Raw genomic sequence first — 16,513 nt, forward strand, 5'->3', positions numbered from 1 at the left:
CGGGATCTCGTAGGGTGGCCGAAACGGGAGTGGTGCCGCGCACCACACAGCAAGGGCATCAGACGCCGCACGAGCGGCGGGGTGGGGCGGTGACCAGAAGATGGCGGAGACGACAGCTGTCCCAGGAGGCCCCGAACCGGCAGCGGACGGGGGTCCCCTGGACGCCGTGCCGCCGCCCCCGCGCACCCCGGGCGACGAGCACCCGCCCGGCCCGGCCGCCCTGTACGAGCCGCTGGACGTTCCTGCGTCCGTGCCCGCGTCCGCGCCTGTGGCCGCGTCCACGCCTGCGCCTGTACCGGCGATGCCGCCGGCCGCGCCGACCGGATGGACCCTCACGGGCATGCCCGCCGTGGACGCCCCGGATCCCGCGCCCGTGCAGGCCCCGGCCCCGGCACCCGCCTTCGCGACGCCGCTGCCGTTCTCGGTGCCCGGCGTCGGCGGCGGGCTGGGGGCGGCGCCGCGCGGGCGGATCCTGGTGGTCGAGGGCGGCTACGGCAACGCCGGCCGCCGCACCTGGGGGCGCGGTGTCCCCGCCCAGGCGACGGTGCTGTCCGCGATGCTCGCCGCCGTCTCGCCCCAAGTGCTGCTCGCCGCGGACGCGGTCGACGCCGTCCACCTGCCCGGCGCCAGCGACCCGCACACCGTCCTCGCCCACCTGCGGGCCGCCGCCCGCCACCCCGGGCCGCTGCTCGTCCACCTGGGCGGCCACCTGGTCGCGGACAAGCGCGGCGGGCAGCTCCACCTCACCCTTCGGGACTCCAAGGCCGCGAGCATCCGCCAGGACGGCCTGCCGTGGCAGGCGATCGCCGCCGAGCTGAGCCACCGCCCGGCCGACTGGCAGACCCTGGTCATCGCCGACCTCAGCGCCGACCAGAACGCCTGGCCCCTCCTCCAGACCGGCGGCCCGGGGGCTGCCGCCCCGCTGAGCGACGGCGTCCCGCTGTGGGCCGTCGTCAGTCCGGACCCGGAGCAGATCGGCACCTTCACCCGTGCCCTCATCGAGGCCCTGCACGGCGGCCGCCCGGGCGCGGGCGAGGTCCTCGCGCCCGAACAGCTGCGCCAGCAGGTCTATTCGGTGCTGCGCCCGGACGTGGTCATCGTCGCGACGCACGCTCCGGACCGCCCGGTCTTCCGCAACACCGCCCGCCGCACCGACGGTCCGGTGACGGACGCGCGGCCGGTGGGCGGTGCGCCGGTGGACGTGGTGCCGGTGGACGTGGTGCCGGTGGACGCTGCGCCGGTTGAGTCCGCGCCGGGCCAGCCCGTGGTTCCGGTCCCTGCCGCGGCCCCCGAAGCGGAGGCTGTCGAAGCGGAGGCCCCCGAAGCGGAGGCCGTCGAGCCCGAGATCATTGAGCCCGAAGCCGGTGAGCCCGGGGCTTTCGTGTCCGACGCTGTTGCCACAGAGGTCGTCGAGGAGGTCGTCGAGGAGGAGCCTGCTCCCGAGGCGTTCGTCGACGGTCTGGTGAGCCTCCGCAAGGCCGGCGTGCCGCCCACCCCGCCGCTGCCCGCGCACCCGGTCAGCCTGCGGAAGCAACTGCCCGACGCCCCAAGGACCATGACGCTCCGCGCGCTCATGCTGACCGAGGCCGACGCCGAGACCGAGGACGTCGCCGAGGACGTCGCTGTCGATCACGCCACCCCGACCCCGACCCCGACGCCGACGTCGGGCGTGAAGCTCGCGAAGGCCGCGTCGCCCGTTCCGTACGCCACTCCGGTCGTGGACGAGACGCGGGACGCCGCCGTCGAGCCGGACCCGGAGCCGGAGGGAGTGGTGGTTCTGGCTCCGGACTTGGATGAGGAGCTCCACCCCGAGGCCGAAGTCCCGCTGGAGGAGCCCCGGTTCGAAGAGGACATTCCGGCGGAGGAGCGCCCTCTGCTCGAGGAGCCCGCTCCGCTCGAAGAGGCGCACCAGCCCGAGCCCGAGCCCGAGCCCGAGCCCGAGTCCGAGGCCAAAGCCGAGGCCGAGGGTGAGGCTGAGGCTGAGGCCCAGCCCGGGACGTCGGGCGCGCCCGAGGCATCGGACGAGCCCGCGGACCCGGCCGCAGCGGAGGACCCCGCGCCCGCCGGCCCCGAGCCGCGCGCCGACTACCGCGAGACGCTCGGCCGGATCGTCCGCAGCGCGGACGCCGGTGACCACGCCGCCGCCACGGACCTCGCGTTCGCCCTCGAACTGGAGGCGATCGCCGAGCACGGCGCGGTCTCCGAGCCGGTCCTCCAGGTCCGGCAGGTCCGGGCGCACGTGTGCCGGCTCGCGGGCAAGCCGGCCGAGGCCGCGGACATCTACCGCGAGGTGGCGCTGACCCTGCTCCGCTCGCAGGGTGCGGACCATCCGGAGACCCAGCAGGCGGCCACGAACGCCGAGGCATGCTGGCGGGCGATCAAGGACCGCACGGAGGCCATCCGCATCGCGCCGGAGATCATCGAACTGCGCGCCTACCTTCCGGGTCCGGAGGGCCGCAAGCTCCGCGCGGCCGAGCGCTACCTCGCCCAGCTGGCGGCGCCGGGCAACTGACGGGCGACAGCCGACGGGTGACCGGTAACAGATAACAGCGAACAGATAACAGATTTCGAAATCTGTTATCTGTTCGCTGTTATCTGTTCGCGCCCCGCGCACGTCCCTCCTAACGCCACTGGGCGGGAAGTCGGCCGCCGCCGACTTCCCGCCCAGTGCATGTGCTGTTGCTGCCGCAGTCGCGCGGGTATCTGCCGGAAGTCCCTACCGGAGGTCCCTACCGCGCGCAGCTACCGTGCTGCGTCCCCGCTGCGTCCCTGCTGTGACCGCTGAAGGTCCGTCACCGGCCCGCGAGGGCGTGGACGAACTTCGTGCCGTCGATGGTGCCGAGGCCGCTGGCGAGGTCGTAGCCCTCGGTCGCGTTGTAGCCGGTGACGCCGTTCCAGCCGTTGTCGCCGTCCTTGACGTCCGTGATGCCGCTCCAGTCGCTCGGGAGCAGGCTCAGGCCGTACATGCGCCAGTTGATCTGGCCGAGGCGGTAGCCGGCGGCCTGGTCGGCCAGGGCGACGATGCCCGAGAACAGCGGGGTGGCCTCGCTGGTGCCACCGGTGAGGTGCCAGCCGACCGCGGTCGGGTCGTACGACTCGTACGTCCAGGCGGCGCCGTCGACGGCCGCGCTCATGCTGATGTCCGGGGTGCCGCGGTGGTTGCCGGTGACGTTGGCGACGCCGGCCTGGTACCACGGGCGCTCGAAGATGCCGGAGACGCCACCGCCGCCGGCGCCGGACTTGTCGTGCCACACCTTGTCGGCCGCGGTGCGGTTGCCGTTGTCGTCCAGGGTCAGCTGGGTGCCGCCGACCGAGGTGACCAGCGGGTCCGAGGACGGCCACGAGTTGACCTTGAACGGGTACAGGTCGGTGCCGTTGGTCTGCGCGTCGGTGGCGCCGTTGTCGCCGGAAGCGGCGAGCACGGTGACGTTGTGGGCCGCGGCGGCCTTGAACGCGTAGCGCAGGTCGGTCAGGGACTTGAAGTCGCCCTTGTCGTAACCCGGGAAGGTGTTCTCGGTGGCGCCGAAGCTCTGCGAGATGACGTCGCCGACGCCCTTCTTGATGAGGTCCTTCTCGGCGTCCATCATCTCGGGCAGGCCGGTGGTGCCCTCGGTCTCGGCGACACCGGTCTCGACCAGGACGATGTGGGCGTCGGGGGCCATCGCGTGGGCGTACTCGACGTCCAGGGTGGTCTCGCCGGCCCAGCCGGTGTGGTCGGGGTTCTTCGGGTCGAAGACGGGGACGTTGCCCCACTTGACCACCTCGACGTTGGTGTCCTTGATGCCCCACTGCTTGTCGAAGACCTCCAGGTCGTGCTGGATGGTCGGCGAGCCGAAGGAGTCGACGATGACGATCGTGCGGCCCTTGCCCGTGATGCCCTCCTGGTACAGCGGGCCCAGGTTGTAGGCCTTCTGGTACTGGAGCGGCGAGTAGCAGTGGATGCCGATCTGGCTGACGCACTGGGTGGTGCTCAGCGGGGCCGGGCGGGTCGTGGCGAGGTGGTGTCCGGCCGAGGCGGGCTGGACGTGGACGCCGGCCAGGCTGTGCGAGGGCGCGGCGACGGCGGCGCCGACCGCCGGGACGGAGACGGTGCCGGCCGTGACGGCGGTCGCTCCTACGGCGAGCAGAGCCAGGGCGCGGCGGAGGGTAGCGGGGCTGCCCATGGGACTCCTTGGGGGACGCAGGGCCCGACCTTGGTCCGGTCGGGTCGGTCCGGCCATCCCATCGATTGCCACATGATCATGCCATAGTCATTTGGTGTGGTGGTGTTACGAACGGCATGGTCATGTTCGGCCACGCGAAAAGGTAAAGGCCGTCCCAGGGGAAAGTAACTCCGCTGCTGGGACGGCCCGTTGACTACACGTCGGGAAGCCACACCGATTTCACAGTTTTCACCGTGTTGGCCAACTTTACCAAGTTCATCGGCGCGGGGTAAGCCTTCGTCGGGTCAGCGCGCCCCGCCGTTGACGTACAGCGTCTGCCCGCTGACGTACGAGGCGTCCTCGCTCGCGAGGAACGCGACCACCGAGGCGATCTCCTCCGGCTGCCCGACCCGCCGCAGCGGGGTCCGGGCGGACACCTCGGCCTGGTGCTCCTCGGCCGAGCTGCCGACCCGTTCGGCGGTCGCGGCGGTCATCGCGGTGGCGATGTAGCCGGGCGCGACGGCGTTGACGTTGATGTTGAACGGGCCCAGCTCGATGGCCAGGGTCGCGGTCAGTCCCTGGATGCCGGCCTTGGCGGCGGCGTAGTTGGCCTGGCCGCGGTTGCCGAGCGCCGAGCGCGAGCTGAGCGAGACGATCTTGCCGAACTTCTGTGCCACCATGTACTTCTGTGCGACGTGGCTGCAGTTGTAGGCGCTGGTCAGGTTGACCGTCAGCACCGCGTCCCAGTCGGCCTTCGGCATCCTGAAGAACAGGTTGTCCCGGGTGATCCCGGCGTTGTTGACCAGGATGTGCACACCGCCGAGGTCGGCGGCGACCTGGGCGAACACCGCCTCGACGGCGTCGTAGTCGGCCACGTCGCAGCCGTACGCCCTTGCCGTTCCGCCCTTGGCGGTGATCTCGGCGACCGTCCCGGCCGCGCGCTCGGCCGTGAGGTCGACGACGGCGACCGCCGCGCCCTCCTCGGCCAGCCGACGGGCCGTCGCCGCGCCGATGCCCTGCGCCGCACCGGTGACCACGGCGACCTTTCCTGCGAAACGCGACACTTCGTACTCCCTGGGGGGTGGATCCTGAGGGTGGATATGTAGACAAAGGGATGTCCGGACAATTCAGGTCCGGACAAGACGACGTCGGAACGAGCGGAACGTCAGGACGATCCGGGACATCAGGACGAGCGGAACGTCAGGACGATCCGGGACATCAGGCGTTCTCGACCAGCACCGCGGTGCCCTGCCCGACGCCCACGCACATCGTGGCGAGCCCGCGCCGCGCGCCGGTGCGGTGCATCCGGTGCAGCAGCGTCGTCAGGATGCGGGCGCCGGAGCCGCCCAGCGGGTGGCCGAGGGCGATCGCGCCGCCGCTCGGGTTGACGCGCTCGGGGTCGATGCCCAGCCCGTCCATGGAGGCCAGCGCCTGGGCCGCGAACGCCTCGTTCAGCTCGGCCGTGTCGACGTCGCCGATCGACCAGCCGCTGCGCCCCAGCGCCTTCTGCGTCGCGGGCACCGGGCCGATGCCCATGACGTCCGGGTGCACCCCGGCGGAGGCCCCGGCGACGTACCGGCCGAGCGGCTCGAGGCCCAGGTCGCGCAGGGCCTCCTCGCTGACCAGGACGAGCCCGGCGGCGCCGTCGTTCATGGGCGAGGCGTTCCCGGCGGTGACGGTGCCGTCCGGGCGGAACGCGGGCTTGAGCCGGGCGAGCTTCTCCAGGCTGGTGTCCTCGCGGATGCCCTCGTCCTGGTTCACCGTCACGCCGTCCGGCCGCTCGACCGGGACCAGCTCGGCGTCGAAGTGCCCGTCCTTGCGCGCGGCGGCGGCCCGCTGGTGGCTGCGCAGCGCGAAGGCGTCCTGACGTTCGCGGTCGATGCCGTAGCGGCCGGCCACCTCCTCGGCGGTCTCGCCCATGCTGAGCACGCCGTGCAGTTCGGCCATCCGGGGGTTGGTGAGCCTCCAGCCGAGCCGGGTGTCGTAGGTCTCGATCCGGTGCGGGAGCGCTTCGTCCGGGCGGGGGAGGACGAAGGGTGCGCGGGTCATCGACTCGCAGCCGCCGGCGAGCACGACGTCGGCCTCGCCGGAACCGATCGCCCGCGCGGCGAGTGTGACGGCCTCCAGGCCGGAGGCGCAGAGCCGGTTGACGGTGGCGCCGGGGACGGTGTCGGGCAGGCCGGCGAGCAGGACGGCCATCCGGGCGGCGTTGCGGTTGTCCTCGCCGGCCTGGTTGGCGGCACCCCAGTAGACGTCGTCGATGCGGGCGGGGTCGAGGGCGGGCACGTCGGTGAGCAGGGCGCGCAGCACGGTGGCCGAGAGGTCGTCCGGCCGGACCGTGGCGAGCGCTCCGCGCAGCCGGCCGATGGGTGTGCGGCGGGCGGCGGCGAAGTAGACGGGACGCACGTCGTCGGGCTCCTTGTCCGATGAAGGGGTTGGGGGTGTCCTGGTCAGAAGGCGTTGACGCCGGTGAGCGCGCGGCCGATGAGCAGTTGGTGGATCTGGCTGGTGCCCTCGTAGAGGGTCATGACCCGCGCGTCGCGCAGGTACTTGCCGACCGGGTACTCGTCGATGAACCCGTAGCCGCCGAACACCTGGAGCGCGTTGTTGGCGGCCCGGACGGCGGCCTCGCTCGCGTGGAGCTTGGCGACGGAGGACTCGGTGGCGAACGGCAGGCCGCGTTCGATGTGGTCGGCGACCTTCCAGGTGAGCAGCCGGGCGGCCTCGACGTCGACGGCGATGCCGGCCAGCAGCTCCTGGACGAGCTGGTGCGAGGCGATCGGCTTGCCGAACTGCTCGCGCTCCCCGGCATAGCGCACGGCGGCCTCCAGGCAGGCGCGGGCGATGCCGACGCACCCGGCGGCGACCGACATCCGGCCCTTGGCGAGGGCGCCCATCGCCACGCCGAAGCCCTTGCCGACGGCGCCGAGCCGGGCGCCGTCGGGCACCCGGACCCGGTCGAAGGAGAGTTCGGCGGTGGCCTGGCCGCGCAGGCCGAGCTTGCCGTGGATCTCGGTGCGGGTGAAGCCGGGCAGGCCGGTGGGGACGAGGAAGGCGGTGATGCCCTTGTGTCCGCGCTGCTGCGGGTCGTCGCCGCCGGTGCGGGCGAAGACGAGGGCGACGTCGGCCCAGGTGCCGTTGGTGATGAAGGTCTTGGCGCCGCTGATCAGCCAGTCGTCACCGTCCCGGACGGCCCGGGTGGTGAGGTTGGCCGCGTCCGAGCCGGTGCCGGGTTCGGTGAGCGCGAAGCAGGCGAGGGCCTCGCCGGAGGTGAGCCGCGGGAGCCAGTGGCGTTTCTGCTCCTCGGTGCCGTGGCTGTTGATCGACTTGGCGACGAGCCCGAGGGAGACGGAGACGATGCCGCGCACCGCCGAGTCGCCGCGCCCGAGCTCCTCCAGGACGAGGCAGTAGGCCAGGTGGTCGCCGCCGCTGCCGCCGTACTCCTCGGGCAGGGTGAGGCCGAGGAAGCCCAGCTCGGCGAGTTTGCCGACGATCGCGCGGTCCACGGACTCGGCGCGGTCCCACGCGGCGGCGTACGGGGCGATCTCGCGGTCGGTGAACTCGGCGGCGAGTTCCCGGACGGCGGTCTGCTCCTCGGACAGCTCCAGATTCACGGCGGCTCCCGGTTCCGGGCCCGGCGAGGGGCTTTCGCGCCCACCGACCTTCCGTGCCCATTAAACTAGCGCTGCAAGTTTTACGGGGGGACTGTAGCCCCGACCGGGCCGTGCTGGGAAGAGGCGCCTGTCAGAATCGGTCCCCGACCCACCCGACCGGAGGACTCCGGCCGGACCGACCGCCCGAGAGACCGGAGGAAGCGGCTCGATGGCCCGCCCGCGCACCCCGCTGCTCAGCCGCGAGCGCATCGTCTCCGCCGCTCTGCGGCTGATCGACGCCGAGGGCCTGGACGCCCTCTCCACCCGCCGACTCGCCACCGAGCTGTCGGTCAGCGGACCGTCGCTCTACAACCACTTCGCGACCAAGGACGAGCTGCTGGACGCGGTCGTCGACACCGTCATCGGGGAAGTCGACCTGTCGATGTTCGGTGGATCGCCGAGCGCAGCGGGTGCGGCGGCGCCGACCCCGTGGCCGGAGGCGCTGCGAGACTGGGCCCGCTCCTACCGCGCCGCGCTGGCCGCCCACCCCAACATCGTCCCGGTGCTCGCCCAGGGCCCCGGCCGTCGGCCGCACGCGCTGCGCCTGGCCGATGCCGTGTTCGGGCACCTGGTGGACGCCGGGTGGCCGCGCGGCCAGGCCACCCGGATCGGCGCACTGATGCGCTACTTCGTCACCGGCTCGGCGCTGGCCTCCTTCGCGGCCGGGTTCCCGGCGGACGCGGAGCTGTACGACGTCGCCGACTACCCGCACCTCGGCGAGGCGCACCGGCTGGCCGGCCACCGGGGCACCGTCGACGAAGCCGCGTTCGAGACCGGCCTGGAGGCGCTCCTCGACGGGCTTGCGCTGCGCTTCGAGCGCCTCACCGGGGCTGGCACGTAGCCGGCGCGGGAGGTCGGCCGCCTGCGCCACCAGGGCTCGCGCGTCACCAGGGCTCGTGCGTCATCACGGCTCGTGCGTCACCAGGGCTCGCGCGCGAGGAAGGCCGGGCGCAGCGACGGGTCCACCGGGTCGTAGTAGCGGTGGTAGACGGGGGTGAGCCCGCCGGAGACCGGGGGCACGATCCAGCTCCAGTCCGCCGGGGTGGGCCTGCCGAGGCGCTTCTCCTGCGCGACGTGTCTGAGGAAGCGCTCCGACTCGGTGTGGTGGTCGGCCATCGTCACCCCCGCCTCCTGGAAGGAGTGCAGCACGGCGACGTTGAGCTCGACCAGCGCGCGGTCCCGCCAGAGGGTGCGGTCGTTGGAGGTGTCCAGGCCGAGCAGCCCGGCGACGGTGGCGAGCATGTCGTAGCGGTCGGCGTCGGCGAGGTTGCGGGCGCCGATCTCGGTGCCCATGTACCACCCGTTGAAGGGCGCGGCGGGGTAGCGCACGCCGCCGATCTCCAGTGTCATGTCGCTGATCGCCGGCACCGCGTACCAGCGTAGGCCGAGTTCGGCGAACCAGGCGAACTCGGGGTGGGAGAGCGGGACTTCGAGTGTGGTGTCGTCCGGCAGCTGGTACCACTCGGGGCGCTCGCCCGGCCGTTCCCGGATCAGCAGGGGCAGCACCTCGAACCGGTCCTCGGCGCACTTCCAGCCCAGGTCCCGGGCGAGGGCGGCGAGTTGGACGCCGGCCGGGTCGCCGGTGACGCGGCTGGTGATGCGACCGGTGGCGCCGTCCGGGGCGTCGTCCGGGGCGTCGTCCGTCGTCCGGTGGCCGGCGTAGCGGACGAGTTGCTGGTTGAGGATGCGCGCGGCGGGCCGGCCGGGCCGGTCGGGGGCGAACACCGAGATGACCGGGCGGATCCGGCCGCCGTTGCCGGCCAGCCGCAGGTGTTCGAAGCACTCGGCGGCGATGTCGTCGGCGGAGGCGAGGTGGCGCAGGTCGCGGACCACGAGGCTGCGCCAGTACAGCCGGCCGATGCAGCGGGCGGCGTTGCGCCAGGCCAGTTTGGCGCCGTAGGCGAGCTCGGCGGGGGTGTGCTCGTAGGTGCCGGTGCGGTCGATCTCGTCGAGCACGGCGCGTATCCGCCCGTCCGGGTCGCCGTCGGCCGCGGGCTGCTCGTGGTGGAACTGCCGGATGAACGAGGTGGCCTGGGCGGGGTCGGTGAACGGCGGGTCCGCCGGGAGCAGCGCGTCGCCCGCGCCGGCGGTGCGGGGCTCCGCGGGGTGGGGCCCGGAGCCGTGGGGCCCGGGGTCGTGGGGCCCGGTGGCGTGGGCGGCGGGGTGGGTGTGGGCGTACGGGCAGCCGCCGGCGGGCGCGGCGGCGGACCTGCGGGTGCGAAGCCGGTTGAAGATCAAGACATCCCTCCTGCCGAACAGGAGTACCGGAGCCGGCCGGGCCGCCGCAGGGAGTGAACGATTCGGCCCCCGCACCCGCGCTGATCGCGCTAGGGTGCGGGGGCCGGAGGTCCGGGGCCGGCGGAGCGGCCCGTGTCCTCCCGTCAGCCCATGTCCTCCAGGCGGACGCCCTTCGTCTCCTTCATGTACTTGGCCACGAAGACGATCGACAGCGCGGCGAAGGCGGCGTAGATCAGGTAGGTCGCGGACAGGTTCCAGCGGGACATCGACGGGAACGAGACGGTGATCGCCCAGTTGGCGATCCACTGCGCGGAGGCCGCGACGGACAGGGCGGCGGCGCGGACGCGGTTCGGGAACATCTCGCCGAGCATCACCCAGACGACCACGCCCCACGACATCGCGAAGAACAGCACGAAGGCGTTGGCGGCGATCAGCGCGACGGTGCCCTGGAGGTCGGGCAGGGTGACGTTGTCGCCGCTGCCGGTGGCCGAGGAGAACGCCCAGCCGGCGGCGCCGAGGGCGACGGCCATGCCGGCCGAGCCGATCAGGGCGAGCGGCTTGCGGCCGATCCGGTCCACCAGCAGGATCGCGATCACGGTGCCGAGGATGTTGATGACCGAGCCGATGAAGCTGATCAGCAGCGAGTTGCTCTGGTCGATGCCGACCGACTGCCACAGGATCGACGAGTAGTAGAAGATCACGTTGATGCCGACGAGCTGCTGGAAGACCGACAGGCCGATGCCGACCCAGACGATCGGCAGCAGGCCGAAGCGGCCGCCGAGCAGGTCGCGGAAGCGCGGGCGGTGGTCGGAGGCGATCAGGGCCTGGACCTCGGCGATCCGGGCGTCGGTGTCGATGCCCTCGCCCTCGACCTCGGCGAGCACGGTGCGGGCGTCGTCGAGGCGGCCGGCCTGGATCAGGTATCGCGGGGACTCGGGGATGACCGAGGAGAGCACGAAGTAGACGGCGGCCGGGATCACGCAGATGCCGAGCATCCACTGCCAGGCCTCCAGGCCGAGCAGCTTGCCGCGGGTGTCGCCGCCGGCGGCGTCCGCCAGCACCCAGTTGACCAGCTGGGATATCGCGATGCCGAGCACGATCGCGGCCTGCTGGAAGGAGGCCAGGCGGCCGCGGTACCTGGTCGGCGCGACCTCGGCGATGTAGGTCGGCGCGATCACCGAGGCGATGCCGATGGCGGCGCCGCCCAGCACGCGCCAGAAGGCGAGGTCCCAGGCGGAGAACGGGAGCATCGAGCCGACGGCGCTGACGGCGAACATCAGCGCGCCCGCCTTCATGACCTTGATGCGGCCGTAGCGGTCGGCGAACCGGCCGGCCACCGCGGCGCCGATCGCCGACCCGAGCAGTGCCGAGGAGACGATCAGACCGGTCACGCCGTCGCCGACCCCGAACTTCTCCTGGATGCCCGAGACGGCGCCGTTGATCACGGAGCTGTCGTAGCCGAACAGGAACCCGCCGAGGGCGGCGGCGGCGGTGATGAAGACGACGAAGCCGAGGCGGCCGGGCGCGGTGGCCTCGACCGCCCCGGAGGGCTTCTGGGTGACGCTCACGATCTTGACTCCTGGTACTCAACGCTGAGCTCGGTAGTCGAGATCGTAACCCCTGTTTGTTTAACTCTTGTACACCAGACTCCTCAAGTTTTGCTCAGAGAATTCGTAAGGTGAACAAGCAAATTGGGGCCGACGTGGTCCTGCGGCGGGCGGCGGGCGGCGGGCGGCGGGCGGCGGGCGGCGCGACGGCCGCTCCGCCGCGCCGCGGGCCGGGCGGCCTCACATCGGGGCGGACAGCGACAGCCCGAAGCGGCCTTCCTCGTCCGTCCACCAGTGGGTCAGCCGCATCCCGGCCGCCGCCAGCTCCTCGGCCACCCGCTCGCGGCGGAACTTGGCCGACACCTCGGTGCGCAGTTCCTCGCCGCGCTCGAAGTGCACCGGCAGGTCAAGGGCCGGGATCTTCACGGTCTGGGAGCGCAGCGAGCGCAGCCGCATCTCGATCCACTCCCGCTCCGCGTCCCAGAGCGCGACGTGCTCGAAGGCCTCCGGGTCGAAGTCGGCGGCCAGCTCGCGGTTGAGCACGTTCAGCACGTTGCGGTTGAACTCGGCGGTCACCCCGGCCGCGTCGTCGTAGGCGGCGACCAGCACGGCCGGGTCCTTGACCAGGTCGGTGCCGAGCAGCAGGTGGTCGCCCTGGTCGAGGGTGGCGCGGAGGCCGCCGAGGAAGCCGGCGCGCTCGTCGGGCAGCAGGTTTCCGAGGGTGCCGCCGAGGAAGGCGACCAGGCGCGGGGCGCCGTCCGGCGGCAGGCCGAGCCGTGCGGTGAAGTCGGCCAGCACGCCGTGCACCGCGACCCCGGGGTAGTCGGCGGCGAGCGCCTCGCCGGCCGAGGTGAGCGCGCTCTCGCTGACGTCCACCGGGACGTAGGTGCGCAGCGTGCCGAGGTCGTTCAGGGCGTCCAGCAGGAGCCTGGTCTTCTCGGAGGAGCCGGAGCCGAGCTCGACGAGCGTGCGGGCCTTGGTCGCGGCGGCGATCTCGCCGGCCCGGGCGGTGAGGATGGCCCGCTCGGCGCGGGTCGGGTAGTACTCGGGCAGCCGGGTGATCTCCTCGAACAGGTCGCTGCCGCGCGCGTCGTAGAACCACTTCGGGGGCAGCCACTTGGGTTCGGACGTCAGGCCGTGCTGCACGTCGTGGCGCAAGGCGGTGCTGAAGTGGTCGGCGGGGAGCAGCCTGGTGAGGTCAAAGCTGTTCATGACAGGGCGGTCCTCTGTTCAGAAGGTGAAGGTAGGGCGCGGGCTCAGCCGCGGCGGGGGAGGGGATGGACGGTGACGGCCGGCGCCGGGTGGGCCCCCTCCGGTCCGGCTTCAGCGGGGACTGCGGCGGTGGCGTCGAGGTCGTTCGGGGCGTCGGCGCCGGCCGTGGTTTCCGCACCGGCCGGGGTTTCCGCGCCGGCCACGAGGAGCGAGCCCTCGGGGACAGCCGTCCAGCCCGGCTCGTCGTCGTACGGTTCGGAGGCCACCACCAGACCGCCCCCCGGCAGGGTGCGGTGGTGCAGCGTGTCGCCCCACGTCGTGGCCGCGACCGAGCGGCCGTCGGTCAGCAGGAGGTTGAGCCGCGCGGTGGTGTGCTCGGTGACGTCCGCGACGGTCGCCGCGAGCGCCTCGCCCAGTCCGGCCCCGGCGCGCAGCCGGTGCAGGGTGAGCGCCCACACGAGGGCGGAGTCGGTGCGCGCCTCCAGGTCCAGGAGCTCGGCGGCGGGCAGCAGTCTGGCGAGTGCGTCCAGCTTGTCCGGCCAGCCGGCCACGGCGCCGTTGTGGCTGAAGAGCCAGCGCCCGGCGGAGAACGGTGCGGCGGCGTGCTCGCCGGCCGCGCAGCCCTCGGTGGCGGAGCGGACGGCCGCCAGCAGCGCCCGGGTGCGGACCACCCGGGCGAGGTCGGCGAAGGCGGCGTCCGCCCAGATCGGCCCGGCCCGGCGGTAGCGGGCGGGGATCTCGTCGCCGTCCGCGTACCAGCCGAGGCCGAACCCGTCGACGTTCATCGTGCCGTACTGCTGCGCGCGCGGCGCCCAGGACTGCCGGTGCAGTGCGTACGGCGGCGCGACCAGCAGCTCTCCCGGAGCCAGCGGCCGGCCCAGGTAGGCGATGTGGCGGCACATCAGGCATCCCCCTGGTCGAGGACGTCGGCGGCCGTGCGGAAGCCGGAGAAGATCTGCCGGCGGACCGGATAGTCCCAGTTGCGGAAGGTGCCCCGGCAGGCCACCGGCGCGACCGCGAAGGCGCCGCCGCGCAGCACCTTGTACTCGGGCCCGAAGAACACCTCCGAGTACTCCTTGTACGGCCACGCCCGGAAGCCCGGGTAGGGGCGGAAGTCGCTCGCCGTCCACTCCCACACGTCGCCGATCAACTGCCGGACACCGTAAGGGGACTGGCCTTCCGGGTAGCTGCCGGCCGGAGCCGGGCGCAGGTGGCGCTGGCCGAGGTTGGCGCGGTCGGGCGTCGGGGTCCCGTCGCCCCAGGGGTAGCGGCGCGAACGGCCGGTCGCCGGGTCGTGCCGGGCGGCCTTCTCCCACTCCGCCTCGGTCGGCAGCCGCCGCCCGGCCCAGCGGGCGTACGCGTCCGCCTCGTACCAGCTGACGTGCAGCACCGGCTCGTCCAGCGGGACGGGCTCCAGCGTGCCGAAGCGGCGGCGCAGCCACTGGCCGTCCTCGTGCCGCCAGAAGAGCGGGGCGGTCAGGCCGGCCTGCCGCCGGTGCGCCCACCCCTCGGGGCTCCACCAGTGTGGCTCGTCGTAGCCGCCGTCGGCGATGAAGCGCAGGTAGGCGCCGTTGGTGACGGGGGTGGTGTCGAGCCGGAACGCCGGGAGGTCGACGACGTGGGCCGGGCGCTCGTTGTCCAGCGCCCACGGCTCGATGTCCGTGCCCATCGTGAACGGCCCCGCAGGGACCAGGACTTCGGCGGGCAGCGCGGCGGCGTCCGCGGGCGCGGGCGGTGGCGGGGGAGCGGCCAGGGCGGGTTCGCCCTTGCGGAGTTGATGGGTGATCAGCATCGTCTCGTCGTGCTGCTGTTCGTGCTGCGCGATCATGCCGAACGCGAAGCCGGCGTCCAGCAGCGGCGCCCCCTCCAGCGGGCTCGCCGCGAGCAGGTCGAGCACCCGGCCGCGCACCTCGTGCGCGTAGGCGCGGGCCTCGCCGGGCGGCAGCAGCGGCAGGCTGGGGCGCTCGGCGCGCGGGTGCTGGAACGCGTCGTAGAGCGGGTCGATCTCCGGGTGCATCGGGTCGTGGCCGCCGACGTTGCGCAGCAGCCAGAGCTCCTCCTGGTTGCCGATGTGGGCCAGGTCCCAGACCAGTGGCGACATCAGCGGTGAGTGCTGGGCGGTGAGGTCGTGGTCCTCGACGCAGTCGGTGAGGGCGGCGGTGCGGGCACGGGCGGCGAGCAGCTCGGCGGCGATGGCGTCGCGCAGCGACTCGGTGCCCGTCGGCGCCTCTGCGGGGGGTCGGACGTCGGTCATGGGGCGGCCTCCTCCGGGAGGGTGCGTCGGGTGCCGGCGCGCAGCGCGTCCAGCTGGTCGTCGGCCGGGCAGCGGCCGCGTGCGGGGTAGCGCTCGGCGAAGTCGGCGACGGTGGCGCGCAGCCGTCCGGCGCCGGGCAGGCGGCCCAGCGCGGCGTCGGCGGCGGCGAAGCAGGCGAGCGCGGCGCGGCGCAGCTCGGGGTCGGCGACGGCCAGGGTGGCGGCCCGGCGCCAGATGTCGCTGCGGGGCGGGCGCGGGCCGTCCGCGCCCCGCGGCGGCCCCGGCGCCTCCAGGGGCTCCAGCGCGGCGAGTGCGGCGTCGGCGGCCACCGGGTCGTCCAGCAGAGCGGTGACCAGGGCCGCGGGCACCACCCAGCCGTCGCCGGGCTGGGCGTCGATCATCCGCAGCTCCAGGTGACCGCGCGGGCGCACCGGTGGGAAGAGGGTGGTGCGGTGGTAGTCCAAGTCGGCCAGGGTGGGCGGTCGTTCGCCGGCGCCGCGCAGCCAGTCGCGGAAGGTGAGGCCGCGTGGAGCCGTCCACGGCAGGCCGTCCGGGCGGCGCACGCACAGCACTTCGGCGTCCAGCACGTACTGCGCCCACGCCTCGCGCGGGTCGCCGTGGTCGGGGGCCGGGGCGAGCGTGCGGGTCGGGTCCATCCGGGACCACACGGTCTGCCGGGTGGACCGGTGGCCGGTCGGCTTCCCGTCCAGCAGCGGTGAGTTGGCGAAGGCCGCGACCAGCACCGGGCCGAGCCGGTGCGCCAGCAGCCAGCGCCGGTCCACCGCGTGCGGGCCGTCCGCGTCGCCGGCGTCCAGGCACACCTGGAGGGACGCGGTGCCCGTCATCATGATGCGGCCCCAGGGGCCGGCGGAGTCGAAGTGCCGCTCCATCGCGAGGTAGCGGGGATGGTCGAGGACCATCCGGCGGGGGCGGGCGAGGGGGTCGGTGCCGGTGCCGGTGAGACGCAGCCCCTGCGCCGCGAACGCGGCCCGCAGGGCGGTCAGATCGCGCCGGGTGTCGTCGACACAGGCCAGGAGGCCGGTGGCGGGCGGGGAGCTGAGCTCGACCTGTCCGCCGGGTTCGAGCGTGAGACGCGAACCGGAGGGGAGTGACGTGCCGTCCTCGCCGCCGAGCGGCAGCGAACGGAGGGCGGCGTGGGTCCGTTCAGGGGGGACGGGCCGGCTGGGACATCGGGCGTCGTAGACGAACCACTCGACCTCGACACCGACCAGCCGGGGCGGACCGATCTTGAAACACACCCCCGACACGTGGCTGCGCGCCCCCGATTCCGTCAGCGGGGTGACCCCGCTCGGGGCCGTCGGGGGGCTCTGCCGGTCGGGCGGAGTGGCTGGGGATACGGGTATCACCGGACTCACCATCCTCGGGATCACGATTGCGGCCCGGTCTACTTTGCCCAGTCTGCTACGGAGCATGCGGCGGCGCCCCGCAAAATTCGCGTGAATGTTC

The 16,513-nt window shown here is 73.3% G+C and carries 12 protein-coding genes; 2 read left to right on the forward strand and 10 right to left on the reverse strand.

From position 1 onward, the window contains the following. The first annotated feature begins 340 nt into the window (after positions 1 to 340). The gene (locus AB0C76_RS01530) at positions 341 to 2,512 is read left to right on the forward strand and encodes a hypothetical protein (RefSeq protein ID WP_359957854.1); all 2,172 of its coding nucleotides are present in this window, start codon (positions 341 to 343) and stop codon (positions 2,510 to 2,512) included. Between the two features lie 280 nt (positions 2,513 to 2,792). On the opposite strand, the gene AB0C76_RS01535 is transcribed toward AB0C76_RS01530, so the two are convergent. The 4 genes from AB0C76_RS01535 to AB0C76_RS01550 form a co-directional block, all read right to left on the reverse strand. Further along, on the reverse strand, positions 2,793 to 4,163 hold the full coding sequence (locus AB0C76_RS01535) for a S53 family peptidase (protein ID WP_359957857.1): 1,371 nt from the start codon (positions 4,161 to 4,163) through the stop codon (positions 2,793 to 2,795). A gap of 284 nt (positions 4,164 to 4,447) precedes the next feature. Then, entirely contained in the window at positions 4,448 to 5,206 is a 759-nt protein-coding gene (fabG, locus tag AB0C76_RS01540; RefSeq protein WP_359957860.1) for a 3-oxoacyl-ACP reductase FabG, read from the reverse strand. Positions 5,207 to 5,360: 154 nt separating this feature from the next. After that, positions 5,361 to 6,548, reverse strand: a complete 1,188-nt coding sequence (locus tag AB0C76_RS01545; protein WP_359957863.1) for a thiolase family protein — start codon at positions 6,546 to 6,548, stop codon at positions 5,361 to 5,363. A gap of 44 nt (positions 6,549 to 6,592) precedes the next feature. Continuing rightward, a complete protein-coding gene (locus AB0C76_RS01550; RefSeq protein ID WP_359957865.1) occupies positions 6,593 to 7,756 on the reverse strand; it encodes an acyl-CoA dehydrogenase family protein in 1,164 nt (387 codons plus the stop codon). A 208-nt stretch (positions 7,757 to 7,964) separates the two neighbouring features. Between AB0C76_RS01550 and AB0C76_RS01555 the strand changes: the two genes are divergently transcribed. Beyond that, positions 7,965 to 8,636: a TetR/AcrR family transcriptional regulator gene (locus AB0C76_RS01555; RefSeq protein ID WP_359957867.1), complete on the forward strand. Its 672-nt coding sequence runs from the start codon at positions 7,965 to 7,967 to the stop codon at positions 8,634 to 8,636. 77 nt (positions 8,637 to 8,713) lie between these two features. Here AB0C76_RS01555 and AB0C76_RS01560 read toward each other — a convergent pair whose 3' ends face one another. The 6 genes from AB0C76_RS01560 to egtA all read right to left on the reverse strand — a co-directional run bounded on the left by AB0C76_RS01560 (position 8,714) and on the right by egtA (position 16,305). After that, complete coding sequence (locus AB0C76_RS01560; protein ID WP_359958105.1) at positions 8,714 to 9,865, reverse strand: nitric oxide synthase oxygenase; 1,152 nt, start codon at positions 9,863 to 9,865, stop codon at positions 8,714 to 8,716. A gap of 311 nt (positions 9,866 to 10,176) precedes the next feature. Beyond that, positions 10,177 to 11,601: a sugar porter family MFS transporter gene (locus AB0C76_RS01565; RefSeq protein WP_359957870.1), complete on the reverse strand. Its 1,425-nt coding sequence runs from the start codon at positions 11,599 to 11,601 to the stop codon at positions 10,177 to 10,179. A 219-nt stretch (positions 11,602 to 11,820) separates the two neighbouring features. Continuing rightward, entirely contained in the window at positions 11,821 to 12,792 is a 972-nt protein-coding gene (egtD, locus tag AB0C76_RS01570; RefSeq protein WP_359957872.1) for an L-histidine N(alpha)-methyltransferase, read from the reverse strand. A 44-nt stretch (positions 12,793 to 12,836) separates the two neighbouring features. Further along, positions 12,837 to 13,694 carry an ergothioneine biosynthesis protein EgtC gene (gene egtC, locus AB0C76_RS01575; RefSeq protein ID WP_359957874.1) on the reverse strand — a complete coding sequence of 286 codons (858 nt, stop codon included), beginning with the start codon at positions 13,692 to 13,694 and terminating at the stop codon, positions 12,837 to 12,839. Continuing rightward, positions 13,694 to 15,046: an ergothioneine biosynthesis protein EgtB gene (gene egtB, locus AB0C76_RS01580; protein ID WP_359957877.1), complete on the reverse strand. Its 1,353-nt coding sequence runs from the start codon at positions 15,044 to 15,046 to the stop codon at positions 13,694 to 13,696. The genes egtC and egtB overlap by 1 nt, the downstream gene beginning before the upstream one ends. Next, positions 15,043 to 16,305, reverse strand: coding sequence for an ergothioneine biosynthesis glutamate--cysteine ligase EgtA (gene egtA, locus AB0C76_RS01585; RefSeq protein ID WP_359957880.1), 1,263 nt, complete (start codon positions 16,303 to 16,305; stop codon positions 15,043 to 15,045). The genes egtB and egtA overlap by 4 nt, the downstream gene beginning before the upstream one ends. Positions 16,306 to 16,513 lie beyond the last annotated feature (208 nt).

Source organism: Kitasatospora sp. NPDC048722 (assembly GCF_040650235.1).
Taxonomy (GTDB): domain Bacteria; phylum Actinomycetota; class Actinomycetes; order Streptomycetales; family Streptomycetaceae; genus Kitasatospora.

Coding starts and splice junctions, on each gene's coding strand:
- AB0C76_RS01530 (WP_359957854.1), top strand. CDS start 341: ATGCCCGCCGTGGACGCCCCGGATCCCGCGCCCGTGCAGGCCCCGGCC.
- AB0C76_RS01535 (WP_359957857.1), bottom strand. CDS start 4,163: ATGGGCAGCCCCGCTACCCTCCGCCGCGCCCTGGCTCTGCTCGCCGTA.
- AB0C76_RS01555 (WP_359957867.1), top strand. CDS start 7,965: ATGGCCCGCCCGCGCACCCCGCTGCTCAGCCGCGAGCGCATCGTCTCC.
- egtD (WP_359957872.1), bottom strand. CDS start 12,792: ATGAACAGCTTTGACCTCACCAGGCTGCTCCCCGCCGACCACTTCAGC.
- egtC (WP_359957874.1), bottom strand. CDS start 13,694: ATGTGCCGCCACATCGCCTACCTGGGCCGGCCGCTGGCTCCGGGAGAG.
- egtB (WP_359957877.1), bottom strand. CDS start 15,046: ATGACCGACGTCCGACCCCCCGCAGAGGCGCCGACGGGCACCGAGTCG.